General features: G+C 57.1%; 16 protein-coding genes. 7 read left to right on the plus strand and 9 right to left on the minus strand.

Annotation, left to right across the window (positions count from 1 at the left end; all coding sequences use genetic code 11):
* From AC6IZD_RS14290 to AC6IZD_RS14330, 9 genes are all read right to left on the minus strand, one after another.
* Complete coding sequence (locus AC6IZD_RS14290) at window positions 1-960, minus strand: phospholipase C/P1 nuclease family protein (protein WP_497783988.1); 960 nt, start codon at window positions 958-960, stop codon at window positions 1-3.
* Between the two features lie 118 nt (window positions 961-1,078).
* Complete coding sequence (locus AC6IZD_RS14295) at window positions 1,079-1,699, minus strand: thymidine kinase (RefSeq protein WP_497783989.1); 621 nt, start codon at window positions 1,697-1,699, stop codon at window positions 1,079-1,081.
* Window positions 1,696-1,917 carry a hypothetical protein gene (locus AC6IZD_RS14300; protein ID WP_497783990.1) on the minus strand — a complete coding sequence of 74 codons (222 nt, stop codon included), beginning with the start codon at window positions 1,915-1,917 and terminating at the stop codon, window positions 1,696-1,698. Before AC6IZD_RS14300 ends, AC6IZD_RS14295 begins: the two co-directional genes overlap by 4 nt.
* An 84-nt stretch (window positions 1,918-2,001) precedes the next feature.
* Entirely contained in the window at window positions 2,002-2,478 is a 477-nt protein-coding gene (locus AC6IZD_RS14305) for a nucleoside 2-deoxyribosyltransferase (protein WP_497783991.1), read from the minus strand.
* Between the two features lie 124 nt (window positions 2,479-2,602).
* Window positions 2,603-4,330 (minus strand): ubiquinone-dependent pyruvate dehydrogenase, encoded by a 1,728-nt coding sequence (poxB, locus tag AC6IZD_RS14310; RefSeq protein ID WP_497783992.1) that lies wholly within the window; start codon window positions 4,328-4,330, stop codon window positions 2,603-2,605.
* Window positions 4,331-4,553: 223 nt separating this feature from the next.
* The gene (locus AC6IZD_RS14315) at window positions 4,554-5,288 is read right to left on the minus strand and encodes an SIR2 family NAD-dependent protein deacylase (protein ID WP_497783993.1); all 735 of its coding nucleotides are present in this window, start codon (window positions 5,286-5,288) and stop codon (window positions 4,554-4,556) included.
* Between the two features lie 10 nt (window positions 5,289-5,298).
* Complete coding sequence (locus AC6IZD_RS14320; protein WP_497783994.1) at window positions 5,299-6,078, minus strand: alpha/beta hydrolase; 780 nt, start codon at window positions 6,076-6,078, stop codon at window positions 5,299-5,301.
* A 140-nt stretch (window positions 6,079-6,218) separates the two neighbouring features.
* A complete protein-coding gene (locus AC6IZD_RS14325) occupies window positions 6,219-7,529 on the minus strand; it encodes an ABC transporter permease (RefSeq protein ID WP_497783995.1) in 1,311 nt (436 codons plus the stop codon).
* Window positions 7,526-8,233: an ABC transporter ATP-binding protein gene (locus tag AC6IZD_RS14330; protein WP_497783996.1), complete on the minus strand. Its 708-nt coding sequence runs from the start codon at window positions 8,231-8,233 to the stop codon at window positions 7,526-7,528. Before AC6IZD_RS14330 ends, AC6IZD_RS14325 begins: the two co-directional genes overlap by 4 nt.
* 287 nt (window positions 8,234-8,520) lie before the next feature.
* Between AC6IZD_RS14330 and hisI the strand changes: the two genes are divergently transcribed.
* From hisI to hisF, 7 genes are read left to right on the plus strand one after another with little or no spacing between them, the layout of a single operon-like run.
* The gene (gene hisI, locus AC6IZD_RS14335) at window positions 8,521-8,922 is read left to right on the plus strand and encodes a phosphoribosyl-AMP cyclohydrolase (RefSeq protein WP_497783997.1); all 402 of its coding nucleotides are present in this window, start codon (window positions 8,521-8,523) and stop codon (window positions 8,920-8,922) included.
* Window positions 8,915-9,787 (plus strand): ATP phosphoribosyltransferase, encoded by an 873-nt coding sequence (gene hisG / locus AC6IZD_RS14340; protein WP_497783998.1) that lies wholly within the window; start codon window positions 8,915-8,917, stop codon window positions 9,785-9,787. Before hisI ends, hisG begins: the two co-directional genes overlap by 8 nt.
* On the plus strand, window positions 9,787-11,031 hold the full coding sequence (gene hisD / locus AC6IZD_RS14345; protein ID WP_497783999.1) for a histidinol dehydrogenase: 1,245 nt from the start codon (window positions 9,787-9,789) through the stop codon (window positions 11,029-11,031). The genes hisG and hisD overlap by 1 nt, the downstream gene beginning before the upstream one ends.
* Window positions 11,032-12,138, plus strand: coding sequence for a histidinol-phosphate transaminase (gene hisC / locus AC6IZD_RS14350; protein WP_497784000.1), 1,107 nt, complete (start codon window positions 11,032-11,034; stop codon window positions 12,136-12,138).
* Window positions 12,135-12,749: an imidazoleglycerol-phosphate dehydratase HisB gene (gene hisB / locus AC6IZD_RS14355; protein WP_497784001.1), complete on the plus strand. Its 615-nt coding sequence runs from the start codon at window positions 12,135-12,137 to the stop codon at window positions 12,747-12,749. Before hisC ends, hisB begins: the two co-directional genes overlap by 4 nt.
* The gene (gene hisH / locus AC6IZD_RS14360; protein ID WP_497784002.1) at window positions 12,749-13,369 is read left to right on the plus strand and encodes an imidazole glycerol phosphate synthase subunit HisH; all 621 of its coding nucleotides are present in this window, start codon (window positions 12,749-12,751) and stop codon (window positions 13,367-13,369) included. The genes hisB and hisH overlap by 1 nt, the downstream gene beginning before the upstream one ends.
* The gene (gene hisF, locus AC6IZD_RS14365) at window positions 13,366-14,163 is read left to right on the plus strand and encodes an imidazole glycerol phosphate synthase subunit HisF (protein WP_497784003.1); all 798 of its coding nucleotides are present in this window, start codon (window positions 13,366-13,368) and stop codon (window positions 14,161-14,163) included. The genes hisH and hisF overlap by 4 nt, the downstream gene beginning before the upstream one ends.
* Window positions 14,164-14,169 lie beyond the last annotated feature (6 nt).

Below are 14,169 nucleotides of genomic sequence, written 5' to 3' on the forward strand. Positions count from 1 at the left end.
TTATTTCACCGTCGCTTTGGGTGCGTTGCAAATACGGGGCTCTCGCTTTTCGCCATGCCATGGTTCTGGCTCTTTGGCGGAATCGACCCATGCCGTGTACCACATGTTCAGCAACATCTGTGCACCGCGGCCAAACTGCTGGCGGATAAACTCGCGCGATTCCGGCGTGCCTTTGCCATCGAAACCGCAAGCCTTCTCCAACGCGTATGCCTGGTCGACTTTGCCCCGCGTCTCACGCAGATAACCGATGTAGTCCTCGAATGGATTGTCAAGATGCTTGGGCGCGCCAACCAGGTCCATTACGTGCGTGACCTCTGGATTGGCATTTACGAATCCCGTTTCCATCTTCGAGTGGACGTCGTGAGCAGTAGTGTATCCATTCGGATTGGGGCCAACCCATCCGTTGTACTGAATGGAGGTGTGCATCGGGTTCGATCCGTCGCCCACGTAGTGACCAAGCCATGCGGCATAGAAGATCGCATTCGCCTCGGCGTCAGCCGTAGAGCGTCCGGCGGCTTGCGCATGACGATACTCGCGGAACGCAACCTTGAGGCGATCGAAAATTTCAATTGTGATGTAAGGCTGGAATCCGATCTTTTCCGGCTGCGGCACATCTGTTCCAGGATGCTGAGCACGGTACTCATACACGGCCTGCACGAAACGATAGCGGTCGGGCGGAAGCTGCTTCATCCAGTCCACATATTCCAAGTCGATGAAGTGATCGGGAGCCTGCGCGTCATTGAGCGGCTTTTCGAGATTTGAGCGCCAGCGATCGGGCTCGGGCCCATCCCAAGCGATGTGGTTGGAGGCCGCCTTCAGGAACTGAGGCATCTCAGCCGTAACCTTTTCGGCTGCGGCACGATTAATGGTGGTGTGTCCCACATCGCCCCATCCCGGGGCCAGCGTCGGCACGAGTGTGGCCGTCGCAACAATCGATAAGCAAAGAAGTAGTTTTCGCATAGGAGCTCGCCTTCGAACTCTAGCACTGCGAACTGAAATTTCAAAGACAAGGAATTTTGCTGCGGGCAAACAAAAGCCCGCACTTTTGGCGGGCTTGAATACTCGTTGCTGCGGGAAACTACTTAACTGCGCCACGTCCCATGGCGGCCGTAGCTGACTCGCGCTGCTTGACGAGATTCGCGATGTTCGGCTCAAAACAGCGGCGGCAGCGCGCTTCGTACATCCCGGCAGCGCCCACAACTACCAGTTCGTCGCTCTCGACCAAACGCTGCGTGTGCTTGGCCGGATTGCCGCACTGCATGCAGATGGCAAGGGTCTTCTGAATCTCATCGGCAACGGCCAACAGCTCAGGCATGGGGTGGAATGGGCGGCCAAGATAGTCCGTATCGAGTCCGGCGATGATTACGCGTTTCCCCATATCGGCCAGTCGCAGAGAAAGATCGACAATGCCCTCACCGAGGAACTGTGCCTCGTCGATGCCGATTACTTCGCTGCGCCAATCCAGAACCGACTCCATCTCCTTGGCATCGCGCACGCACTGGCTGGAGATCTTGAAATCGCTGTGGCTGACAATCTGGTCCTCCGAGTAGCGCTTGTCCACACCAGGCTTGAATATCTGTACACGCTGGCGCGCAATCTCCGCACGGCGCAGTCGCCTGATCAGTTCTTCGCTCTTGCCGCTGAACATAGGACCGCAAACTACTTCGATCCAGCCGATGGTTCCCTTGGTGAAATTCATTTAGCCAATCCCTTACGCACCTGCCACCATGCGTAACTAAAAAATATTGCCAGCACCCACGAGATACCGACAAACAGCATCCGCACCCAACCTGCCGAAAGACCTTGCAAAATGCCGATGCCTCCGGCTATGGCCGCAATCCACCACAGCAGCGCGACAAAACCGAGCCGGCGTCGCGCACCGGCCACTGTCTTCGGGTCGAGTTCCGACTGCGTCATGTCTTCACCTCAATTGTAATTTCTATTGCTCGGCGAAAAGCAGTGACCTGCCCGGGGGAGTCTCGCAAGCATTCTCTCACGCAATCAGGCGAATGCCAGCTCGCGCGAGCGCTTATGAATCAAGAATTCATACAGTTCTTCAAAACTCGAGAAAACGTGCGAAGCGCAGCCGAGAATCCAACCGCTCACCTGTGCATGGGGCACTTTGGTGACGAGATAAACAGGCACACCGCGACGATAAGCTGCCGTGAGCTCGCCCTGTGTACCTGCGCCCTTGCTCGCGTGCTCGTCCCAATAGGCGACCAGCGCATCGCAACGTTCTTCAACCCAGTCGAGATCGTATTGAATGATCTTTCGGATGGTTTGCTGAAAGCGGGGGAGGTCGGTTTGCTTCCAGCCGCGAAATTCCAGGACTTCCTGATCGGTCAGGTCTTTTTTCTCATCTAGAGCGGGATCGTAAACTTCATGCCCAATCTCGTGAAGAAAACGCGTGACCTCGGCCCGCCATGCTTTGCCATGATCGGGGGAGTATTCAATAGCACCACATAAATAAATCAGCATTTGAGGGAGCCCGCCAATATTGGCAGGAAAGCTGATTGTCGTTCGCCGCGCACCTCAAGGTCAACCACAATCTGCAGTGCATGCGAAAAAGAAAGGGCAACCGTGCGGCCGCCCCTTCAAAATCTCAGCGAAACAGGTTGGTGCGCGCAAGGTCGATCACTTCATCTCCACGACCGTTCAGGATCGCGCGGACCATGTATAAGTTGAAATCCACAACCTGATTCAGCTTGAGCGATGGAGGCATGGCGAGTTCCTGACGATTCACGCGCACGTCGAGCAGCGCCGGGCCATCATGCGCGAACGCCCGTTCGAACGCCGGACGTATCTCTTCCGGAGACTCGCAGCGTATTCCAAGAATGCCCGCGCCCTCAGCGACCTTGGCAAAATCAGGATTGTTGAGAGACACGCCGTGATCAAGGAAGCCGCTCGCTTTCATCTCCATTTCGACGAACCCGAGCGAACTATTGTCGAAGATCACGACCTTGATGGGAAGATTCAACTGTTTCAGCGTGAGGAGATCGCCCATCAGCATGGCAAACCCGCCATCGCCGGAGAGAGTTATCACCTGACGGCCCGGATTCGAGATTGCCGCACCAATTGCCTGCGGCAGAGCATTGGCCATCGAACCATGCGTGAACGATCCAAGTAGTCGCCGCTTGCCATTCATCTTCAGATAACGCGCAGCCCAGATCACAGGCGTGCCCACGTCAACGGTGAATATCGCGTCCTCTGCCGCCGCAGCGTTCAGTTCCTTTGCGAGATATTGAGGATGAATGAGCTTGCTGCCGGGAGTTCCCGTCGCCAGATCATCCAATCCCTTTCGCGCTTCGGCGTAACTGCGGAGCGAGCGTTCCAGGTGGTGTCCGTCGGTATTCTCCTTCAGCAGCGGCAAAAGAGCCTCGATCGTCTCCTTGATGTTGCCAACAATGCCGAGATCTACGCGAGTACGACGGCCTATCTGCTCGGGGCGCGAATCGATCTGGATGATCTTCGCGCGCTCGGGATAGAACTGCTGGTAGGGAAAATCGGTTCCCAACATCAGCAGGGTGTCGCACTCCTTCATCGCGAAATACCCGCTGGAGAAGCCGAGCAGGCCGGTCATCCCCACGTCGAAGGGATTGTCGTACTCGATGTATTCCTTGCCGCGCATGGCGTGCACAATTGGAGCTTTGAGCTTCCCTGCCAAGGCCACAAGTTCGTCGTGCGCTCCTGCACAACCTGCGCCTCCGAATATCGTCACACTCCGCGACGCATTCAACGTTGCGGCGAGTTCTTGCAGCAGAGCATCACCAGGACGAATTGATGGGCTTTCCTGCCGAAACGAAGTAATGCGCAACTGCTCGTGCACCGCATTCTGCAGTGCGATGTCTCCGGGCAACACAATCACCGCCACTCCGCGCTTGGAAATTGCGGTCTGCATAGCAATCTCGACAACGCGAGGAATCTGCGTCGGTGAGGACACCAGCTCGCAGTAATGGCTGCACTCCTTGAACAGCGATTCCGGATGCGTTTCCTGGAAATAGTTGCTGCCGATTTCACCGGATGGAATCTGAGCGGCGATAGCCAGAACCGGGACCCGGCTGCGATGGCAATCGAACAGCCCGTTGATGAGGTGCAGGTTCCCCGGCCCGCAGCTGCCTGCACAAACGGCCAGCTTGTTGCTGAGGTGAGCCTCGGCACCAGCGGCAAATGCTGCGACTTCCTCATGGCGCACAGGAACCCAACTCATATCCTTGCGCTTGCGTATCGAATCCGTGATTCCATTCAGTGAATCACCGGCAACTCCATAAACCCGCTCGACACCGGCGGCGGCGAGCGATTCCACAATTACGTGAGCAACGGTTTTAGACACGAGCTTCCCTTTCTAGAATGGCGGCGCAATGACGTGTCAGCGCTCGCCTCATGGCACAGCACGAAACAGAATTGGCTGGGGGGTTTAAAAGTACGGACCGGGTTTCTTCGTGATTATCTTGCATTTCAAGACGGAGACTGCTCTGCGTTGGCAGTCTACATCTACTTTGGATTGTTCCAGATGCGAAAACGACGCAAAAACAGCAATGCGAGTTGCGAGTCAATCACTCAACAGTGAATAGATTCGGCAACACCTCGCCAGCTCGGCCTTCAAACACTTTCGTAAACGCACCCGCATTCGCCGGATTTTCAGGCCCAACGTAATACGTCCGAACAAGCTCGCCTCCGCTGGTGAGGCGATCATTTGCCCAGTGCACGAAGCTTGCCGCAGGCTGCACAACGCCCGACGTGCCCACGACGAGCATCACCGTGCAACGATTCAACTGTTCGAAAATCCGCTCCATGTGAAATGGCACTTCGCCGAACCACACGATGTTTGGACGAATGCGTCCTCCGCAATCGCAGAATTTGTGATCGGCCTTGCTCTCGAAGAGCGTGGTGTCCTGGTATGGCTCTCGCGTGCAACTGTCGCAACAGCTCGCGAAAAGCTCACCGTGCATGTGCACAAGATTGCGGGAACCAGCACGCTCGTGAAGATTGTCAACATTCTGAGTGCAGAGAAAGAAACGATCGCCGACTCTGCGTTCGAGAGCGGCAAGCGCCTTGTGCGCGGAATTTGGCTCAACATTGGCCGCAACCTTGCGACGCAGCGAATAGAAGCGCCAGACGCGCTCCGGGTCTCGCTCCCAGCCGTGAGGTGAGGCGACATCTTCGACGCGCTCACCTTCCCAGAGGCCATCCGAGCCGCGGAAGGTCGCCAGTCCACTTTCGGCACTGACACCCGCTCCGGTTAGAACAAATACATGGTCGTCGTCGCGAAGCTTGATTCCATGCTGCATTGGCCCACTTCTAGTTTGCACGAAGCCCTTTAGATTGCGCTTGGAGAGATGCTCCGAAGTGCTCAAGCACGTATGGCCAGTCGTGGCCGCCGGGATAGATATGCGCTTCGTGCGGAATCCCGCGCGCGGTAAGCAGCTTGTTCAACTCCTGCGTGCCCACGTTGAAACCATATCGGTCATTATCCCCGCAATCGAAATAGATGGTTAGTCGCCTAAGCGACGCACTCGGCGCAGTCTTTTCCAAGTAGAAAGCCGAGTTCTTTTCGTAGAACGACGGGTCGGGAGGATTGCCGAACAGAGCGTTCATCAGGCGCTGCTGCGGTTCTTGAAGTGGCTGATGCGGCAGGCGTTCGATAAGCGCAGGCATATTTGCACTCACGGCAGTGAACTTGTCCGGATACTTGAATGCATAATGCAGAGCTCCGAATCCACCCATGGAGACACCCATGATTCCGCGTTGCGCGCGCGTGGTGCCGATTCTGTACTTCTTCTCCATCGCTGGCAGAAACTCCTGCATGAAGAAATCTTCGTAGCGGAATTTGCCGTCGCGTGAGTTGATGTAGAACGACGAAAACCCGGCAGGCGCGACCACGACGAATTCACCGATCTTCCGCTCCCGCATGAGTTGGTCGTAGATCGACCATCCGCCTAGGTTCACCAGTGACTGTTCATTGTCGCCAAGGCCATGCAGGTAGTAAGTCACCGGATAGCGTCGCGCCGCATCTCGAGCATAGCTGGGCGGAAGCATCACGCAATAGGGCACTTCGCGCGAAAGAATTTTGCTCTGCAAAGTAGAGCACTCCACCTTACTTTTCGCGCTCGACTGAGCGAAGCACAGGGATGCGCTAAGGCAGAGAAGCACAGCTAAAAAACAACGACGAACAGCCTTCATCTCACTCCAAGCTAGATAGATATTCATCAATATTGTATTTACTCGTATCGCAAAGCCTGCACCGGGTCGAGACGTGCAGCGCGCGCTGCCGGGTAAATTCCAGCGATGATGCTGACCAGCACGGCAAACAATATGGCTCCAGCGACCAGCCACAGCGGGACCGACCACAGATTCTCGGCTGGCATTTTCATTCGATGCAGGTAGAGGTTGGTTCCGAAGTTAATCGCACGCCCGATGATCCATCCCAGCACCACACCGAGAGCACCCCCGATCACCCCCATGGTGGCGGCCTCGGCAAAGAACAGCTTCTTTACGTCTCCGTCGCTCGCGCCCAGGGCTTTCATGATTCCGATCTCGCGACGCCGCTCAAGCACGGCCATCACAAGGGTGTTCACAATAGCCAATGAAGCCACCGCCAATGCAAGCGAACCAAAGATGCCCAGGAACATGTCGAGAACGGCAAAGAACCGACGAATACTCTTCATTGCATCGAGATACGAGTATGCAGAGTAGTTCATCTTCTTCACCGCATCCTCGACCTGATCGGCGTAAGTAGATGACTTCATACGCACGGTGAGCATTGCGTAGGTGCGAGCTCCCGGAGTAGATCGCACGAGTTGCTGGGTATCGGCAGGCTGCATCAGGTTCATAGCCTCGGCCGTCTGCGTAGGCAGAAATACGCGGGCTCGGCTAATCATGCGCATGCCGCCGAAAGGCTCCTCTTCGAGAATGCCTGCAATCGTGAATGGCTTTTCCTTGCGCTCGATGCTGAAGCTGTTGCCACCTCCGCCGGTCTGCCGCTCGGCGTAGCGGATTGTTAACGTCTTCCCCAGCACTGAATCCGGATTCTGTGGATCGAGTTTCTTGGCAAAATCGCGCTGAACGAGAACTTCGTTCGCCATCGAGGAGGTGAAGAAGTGTCCCTTCAACTTCTCGATCGCGTCTTCATCGCGAGCTGATTGCGGAAGCCCAGCCAGCATCGTGAAATTCGTCTTATCGCCATAAACGATCTCCCCCATGGCGCGCACCTCAGGCGAGACCTCTTCCACTCCGGGCAGAGCTGCGATCTTGGCGCGCGCTTCGTCATTAAGCAGGGGGCTTTCTTCGGGCTTAGCGTCGGCGTTTTCCTCCGCGTTGCGGATATCGGCCTTGCTGGTAACGAAGACGGTCTGGAACATTCCTGACCTCATCAGTTGGTGGTTCGCGAAGCCCTGCAGTCCTATGCCGAGCGAAAGCATTGCGACCAGCGATGCGACGCCAACCGCGATTCCAACCGTCGTAAGCAGATTTCGCAGCCGAGCGTTTCGCATGTTGCGGGCTGCAAGTTCCATCAAGTCCTGGCGGATCATTGCAGCACCTCCACCGCAGAGAGTTTGCCGTCAGCCATGTGCAGAGACTTGCGAGCATAGCGCGAAGCCAGCGCTGGATCGTGCGTCACCATGAGCACGGTGACTCCCATCTTTTCGTTCAAGTCTCGCAGCAGTCCCATGACCTCCTGTCCGTTGTGGCTGTCGAGATTTCCCGTGGGCTCGTCAGCCAGCAGAACTGAAGGTCGATTGGCGAGAGCCCGGGCAATCGCTCCGCGCTGCTGTTCGCCTCCACTGAGTTCCGAGGGCTTGTGACTGGCGCGATGCGCAAGCCCGACATTGGAGAGCAACTCCATTACGCGCTCGCGTCGGCCGCTGCGCGGAGTTTCGGCAAACCGCAATGGCAGCTCAATGTTGTCGGCCAAGGTCATGGTGGGCACGAGGTTGAAACTCTGGAAGACCATGCCGACCGTAAGTCGCCGGTAGCGGGCCAGCGCCTCGGAATCCATCGTACTCAGGTCGCGCCCGTCCACGACGATGCTGCCTGCACTCAGGCGATCAAGCCCGGCCAGCAGGTTGAGCAGAGTAGATTTTCCTGATCCCGAAGGTCCCAGCAATGCTGCGAATTCGCCTCGCTCGATGGTGAAACTCACATCGTCCACAGCGCGAACGGTGGTCTCCCCCATGGTGTAGAAACGGCTGGCGCCTCGTGCCTCGATGGCGAGTGCGCCCGTGTCTTCGCTCATTCTTCCCTGCTTCCTGCACTAGGTCGTGTCTAATGTATTGGACGCAACACTCAGAAATACGGCTCAAGGCTCAACTCGGTTCTGCTATTTTCCGGCCAGAACTCAATTTTTGCGTTGACCGGCCATGCGCACTCTGGTTAGGATGATTGCAAATGTCAACTCTGCTGCATCATCGCCACCATCATCACCATACGGCGAACGTGTCGGCGGAGTGGCGTGGAAACCTGTAAAAGGCAATCATCCAAGCACTGGCCCGCTGGCGCACTCGAACCAGCGGGTTTTTTCTTTTGCCCCGCAGGTCAGAATGCAGCAAGCATAGCCAGTCAGACAAGGAACAAACAATGCAGATCGATTTTGACAAGATGGGCGGCCTTGCCCCTGCCATCGTTCAGGACGCCGACAACGGCGAAGTACTTATGGTCGGCTTCATGAACCAGGAGGCGCTCGAAAAGACCCTCCAGACCGGCTATGTCACGTTCTACAGCCGCACTCGCAACAAGCTCTGGACAAAGGGCGAGACTAGCGGAAACCGCCTTCGCCTGACCTACGCCGCGACTGACTGCGATAACGACACCGTACTCTGCAAAGTGCGCGTCGAGGGTGACGGGCTTGTTTGCCACGAGGGAACACGCTCCTGCTTCACCAAGCCGATGACGATTGCCAGCAGCTCGGAGGTCAGCAATGCGTAAGATCCGGCTCGGTATCCCCAAGGGTTCGCTGCAGGACGCAACCATCTCATTGTTTGCTGCTGCTGGATTCAAGATCTACGCCAACGGCCGTTCCTACTTCCCCACCACTGACGATCCCGAACTGGAATGCATGCTGATCCGCGCGCAGGAAATGGCCCGCTACGTTGAGCAGGGCGTGCTCGATGCCGGACTCACTGGGCTGGACTGGGTAGTCGAAAGCGGGCGTAAGGTCGAAACCGTCTGCGATCTCGTCTATGCCAAGCAGAGCCGCGGCAAGGTGAAATGGGTGCTGGCGGTACCAGAAGACTCGAACGTGCAGCGCGCCGAAGACCTTGAAGGCAAGACGATTGCCACCGAACTCGTCGAGGTCACCAAGAACTACTTTGCCTCGCGGAACGTCAACGTGATGGTCGATTTCAGTTGGGGCGCGACGGAAGTGAAGCCGCCAATGCTGGCAGACGCCATCGTCGAAGTCACCGAAACCGGAAGCTCGCTTCGTGCAAACCGCCTGCGTATTGTTGAGACAGTGCTCGAATCGAACACTCAGGTCATTGCCAACCGCAAAGCTTATGCCGATGACTGGAAGCGACAGAAGATCGACAACATTGCACTGATGTTGCAAGGCGCAATCGCCGCCCAGGGCCGCGTCGGATTGATGCTCAACGTGCAACAGCCAAATCTGAATGCCGTTCTCTCAGTGCTGCCCGCCCTGAACTCGCCTACAGTTTCCGCCCTCAGCAATTCCGAATGGGTTGCGGTGAATACTATTCTTGAAGAGAACGTCGTGCGCGACGTGATTCCGCGACTCAAGGCAGCGGGCGGCACCGGTATCGTCGAATATCCGCTGAACAAGGTGGTGATGTAATGAAGCTTCTCAATGGCGAAGAGGCGGCACAAGCCGTAGCTTCGCTTGCTCATCGCTATGAAAAGTTTGACCCCGTCGTAGAAAAGGCCGTGGCCGACATCGTGGCGAAGGTCCGTGCCGGGGGCGACGCTGCGCTGCTTGGTTATGCTCGCAAGTTCGATGGACTTGCACCTGAAGCTTCCATTCGCGTTTCTGCAGAAGAGATGCAGGCGGCGCTCGGCATGGTGAGCGAGAGCTTTATTCGCGCCATTGAGACAGCGGCAAAGAACATTCGCAACTTTGCAGAGTGGCAACTGCCGCGCCCGTGGATTCGCACGATCCATCCCGGATTGCGCGTAGGGCAGGCAATCCGACCGTTGGATTCTGTCGCCTGCTACGCTCCTGGCGGGCGCTATCCTTTGCCCTCGACCGTGCTGATGACCGTGATCCCTGCGCAGGTCGCAGGCGTGAAGCGCATTGTCGTTGCCTCGCCTCGGCCCGCACCGGAAACACTTGCGGCCGCCGCGCTGATCGGAGTGACAGAGTTCTACCGTGTCGGTGGCGCACAGGCCATCGCGGCGTTCGCCTATGGCACTGAGAGCATTCCACGCGTGAACAAGATCGTTGGCCCGGGCAATACCTACGTCACGTTGGCAAAGAAGCAGGTCGCATTCGACTGCGGCATCGACTTCCTCGCGGGCCCGACCGAGATCGTGTATTGCGCGACAGAGGGCAATCCCGAGTTCATTGCCAGTGACATGGTCGCTCAAGCGGAGCACGATCCTGAGGCTCTCGCTATTTTCGTGACGGCCAGCACGCGTCTGGCGAAGGGTGTCATCAAGCATGCGATGGCGATGGCTGAGAAGAACGACATTGCAAAGCAGTCGCTGGAGAGGCGGGGCGTCGTGCTTGTGGCGAAAAGCCGCAAGCAGGCATTGGAGTGGACGAACGAACTCGGCGGCGAGCACGTCAGCATTCCGCCCGAGGACGTTTACGACATAACCTGCGCGGGGTCGATTTTCCTTGGCGACTACACTCCTCAATCGATTGGAGACTACGCCAGCGGGCCGAACCATACGTTACCCACAGGCAATGTCGCGCGCTACCGCGGTGGCTTGAATGTCATTGACTATGTCCGCATCATCACTATTCAAGAAGCCAATCGCAAAGGACTGGAAAGGATCGCACCCACGGTCACTCTGCTTGCCGAAGCCGAAGGGCTGAAGGGCCACGCTGCGAGCGTGAACGTGAGGTTAAAGAAATAAATGACAAAGTTACGTGCTCGCCGTACGGTCGAAAATCTGAAGGAGTATCACCCTCCGCTCGGAGGCCGCGAAGGGCTGCGGCTCGACTTTAACGAGAACGTGGATGGGTGTTCTCCGCGAGTTCTCGACATACTGCACTCCATCACGCCTGAAACACTGAATCGCTATCCCGAACGCTTTCCTGGCGAACAGGCTGCGGCACGCCATCTGGGCGTCGCGCCTGAGAACGTGTTGCTGACGAACGGTGTCGATGAGGCCATTCACCTGCTCGCCGAGACCTATCTCGAGCCCGATGACGAGACACTCATCGCGGTGCCAACGTTCAGCATGTACGAGATCTACGCACTCGCGACTGGATCGACCGTGCGCACGGTGCAGTCACCCGAGAATTTCGAATTCCCTGCCACTGCGTTGCTGAACGCTATCACCCCGAAGACTCGCCTGATCTGCGTCGCAAATCCCAACAATCCGACCGGATCTACGGCGACACGCGATGAACTGCTCGCGATTGTGAATGCCGCTCCGCAGGCTGCCGTGCTCATTGACGAGGCTTACATCCACTTCGGCGGCGAGAGCCTGATGGATCAGATCGACAATATCGACAACCTGTTCGTCAGCCGCACATTCTCCAAAGCCTACGGGCTGGCCGGATTCCGTCTGGGCGCTCTCGTGGGTTCAACGGCGCAGATGAAGATGTTGCGTCGAGTCGCTTCGCCTTACAACGTGAACGGCATCGCGCTTACCTGCCTCAGCGCCGCACTGGATGACCACGAATACATTGCGAACTACATTGCGCAGGTGATCGAAGGCCGCAGCAGCCTTGAGCGCTTCTACCAGGAACGCGACATTCCTTACTGGCCGTCGCAGGCCAATTTTGTGCTCGCTTATTTTGGCGAGTATCGGCAGGCGTTTGTCGCCGAAATGCGCCAACGCGGAATACTCATCCGCGATCGCAACAGTGATCCGGGATGTGCTGGATGCGTTCGGATTACACTCGGCAATCGGGCGCAGACACAACGGCTTTTGCACGAACTTCCCCAAGCACTCGCGGCCATCGGTTTTACGCCGCAATCTCGTCCCGCACTCGTAGCCAAGGAGGCACAATGACACGCACGGCCAGCACTTCCCTGCCCCGAGGCGCTGAACTCGAACGCATTACAACCGAAACCCAGATCGTGATCGCCCTCAACATCGATGGCACTGGAATTTACAAGGTCGAAACGGGCATTCGGTTCCTTGATCACATGCTGGAATTGTTCACCCGGCACGGCGGCTTCGATCTTGCACTGGCTTGCCGCGGCGATCTCGATGTAGATCAGCACCACACTGTAGAAGACGTGGGTATCGCTCTCGGCGAGGCTTTTGACCGCGCATTGGGCGACAAAAAGGGCATCATTCGTGCCGGTTATTTTTTGATGCCGATGGACGAAACCCTGGGAATCGCCGCCGTTGATCTTAGCGGTCGCACCTCATGCGTAGTGGACACCAAAGTTCGCGTGCGATTGGTCGGCGATCTGCAGAGCGAATTGGTCTTCGACTTCTTCGAGGGCTTCGCACGCGGGGCACGAGCCAATGTCCACCTCAAGACGATGTATGGTCGCTCGAATCACCACAAGATCGAAGCGCTATTCAAGGCATTTGGGCGCGCACTGCGGGTTGCCTGCAGCAAGGATCAACGACTGGCGGAGATGCTGCCATCCACCAAAGGGCTTCTCTGATGATCACCCTCATCGACTACAAGGCGGGAAATCTCACGAGCGTTCGCAAGGCCTTCACCTACCTTGGCGAGGAGTCGGTTATCACGGACGATCCCGAGCAGGTGCGCAATGCCCAAGCACTCGTCCTCCCTGGTGTCGGACACTTCTGCACGACAGAACGACTCGCCGCGAGCGGTGTTCGCAATGCAGTAGCGGAAGCCATCGAGCGCGGCACGCCTTTCCTTGGGATTTGTGTTGGGATGCAGTGGCAGTTTGAAGGCTCGACAGAAGCGCCGGAGACTGCAGGACTGGCCCTATTCGAAGGTGCCTGCGAGCGTTTTCAGACAAAGCTTAAAGTGCCACATGTTGGCTGGAACCAGATTCGTCGCACTCCGGGCGGAGCGAAATCGCGTCTGCTCGGAAATGTGCCGGATGATAGCTTCGTGTACTTCACGCACTCGTATCGTGCACCTGTGGTCGATGGCGTTTCAGCCGTCACAACGTATGACGAAATTTTCGCCGCTGCCGTTGAGCGCGATAACGTTTTCGGGGTGCAGTTTCATCCTGAAAAATCGGGCGACACCGGACTGTGCATCCTGAAAAACTTCTGCAAGATTGCCGCAGAAAGGAGAGCGCGATGACCACAGGAATTACAAAGCGAATCATCGCGTGTCTGGATGTGACCAAGGGCCGTGTTGTGAAAGGCGTGCAGTTCGTGGACCTCATCGACGCAGGAGATCCAGCAGAGTTGGCGCATCTTCACGCCGCAAGCGGCGCAGATGAGATTGTGTTACTCGACATCACGGCGACCAGCGATGCACGTCCCATCCTGATCGATGTTGTTCGCCGAACTGCGCGCCAACTCTTCGTGCCGTTTACTGTCGGCGGCGGCGTGCGTTCCCTTGAAGACGCGGGTGCGCTTTTCGACGCCGGAGCCGACAAAATCAGCATCAACTCCGCGGCGATAAAGAATCCCGCGATCATCACGGAAATCGCGGAGCGCTTCGGATCGCAGGCGGTGATTGTCGCTGTCGATGCCAAACGCAAGCCGGATGCCGATTTCTCCATGCCGGGTGTTGTTCCTGCCGAGGTGTATCTTGCCGGGGGCCGCGTCCCGACTGGGCGCGACGCTGTGGAGTGGGCTCGCGAAGCCGAATCGCGTGGTGCGGGCGAGATTCTGCTCACGTCGATGGATTGCGATGGCACCCGCAATGGATTTGACTGCCCACTGACGGCAGCCGTGGCGAAAGCCGTGAACATTCCGGTGATTGCAAGTGGCGGCGCGGGATCGGGCGATCACTTCGTGGATGTTTTCAAAGCCGGATGCGCCGACGCAGCACTAGCTGCTTCTATCTTCCACTTCGGCATCCATGACGTGCGGCAACTCAAGGCACAACTGCAGGGCGAAGGCATACCGGTTCGCCTTCCCTGCTGATTTCGT

The organism is Koromonas humicola (assembly GCF_059726255.1).

What these genes read in the sequence shown, in the direction of transcription:
- AC6IZD_RS14290 (WP_497783988.1), bottom strand. Translation starts at nt 960, where the DNA reads ATGCGAAAACTACTTCTTTGCTTATCGATTGTTGCGACGGCCACACTC.
- hisG (WP_497783998.1), top strand. Translation starts at nt 8,915, where the DNA reads ATGCGTAAGATCCGGCTCGGTATCCCCAAGGGTTCGCTGCAGGACGCA.
- AC6IZD_RS14330 (WP_497783996.1), bottom strand. Translation starts at nt 8,233, where the DNA reads ATGAGCGAAGACACGGGCGCACTCGCCATCGAGGCACGAGGCGCCAGC.
- hisF (WP_497784003.1), top strand. Translation starts at nt 13,366, where the DNA reads ATGACCACAGGAATTACAAAGCGAATCATCGCGTGTCTGGATGTGACC.
- AC6IZD_RS14300 (WP_497783990.1), bottom strand. Translation starts at nt 1,917, where the DNA reads ATGACGCAGTCGGAACTCGACCCGAAGACAGTGGCCGGTGCGCGACGC.
- AC6IZD_RS14295 (WP_497783989.1), bottom strand. Translation starts at nt 1,699, where the DNA reads ATGAATTTCACCAAGGGAACCATCGGCTGGATCGAAGTAGTTTGCGGT.
- hisC (WP_497784000.1), top strand. Translation starts at nt 11,032, where the DNA reads ATGACAAAGTTACGTGCTCGCCGTACGGTCGAAAATCTGAAGGAGTAT.
- hisH (WP_497784002.1), top strand. Translation starts at nt 12,749, where the DNA reads ATGATCACCCTCATCGACTACAAGGCGGGAAATCTCACGAGCGTTCGC.
- AC6IZD_RS14315 (WP_497783993.1), bottom strand. Translation starts at nt 5,288, where the DNA reads ATGCAGCATGGAATCAAGCTTCGCGACGACGACCATGTATTTGTTCTA.
- AC6IZD_RS14325 (WP_497783995.1), bottom strand. Translation starts at nt 7,529, where the DNA reads ATGATCCGCCAGGACTTGATGGAACTTGCAGCCCGCAACATGCGAAAC.
- AC6IZD_RS14305 (WP_497783991.1), bottom strand. Translation starts at nt 2,478, where the DNA reads ATGCTGATTTATTTATGTGGTGCTATTGAATACTCCCCCGATCATGGC.
- hisD (WP_497783999.1), top strand. Translation starts at nt 9,787, where the DNA reads ATGAAGCTTCTCAATGGCGAAGAGGCGGCACAAGCCGTAGCTTCGCTT.
- hisB (WP_497784001.1), top strand. Translation starts at nt 12,135, where the DNA reads ATGACACGCACGGCCAGCACTTCCCTGCCCCGAGGCGCTGAACTCGAA.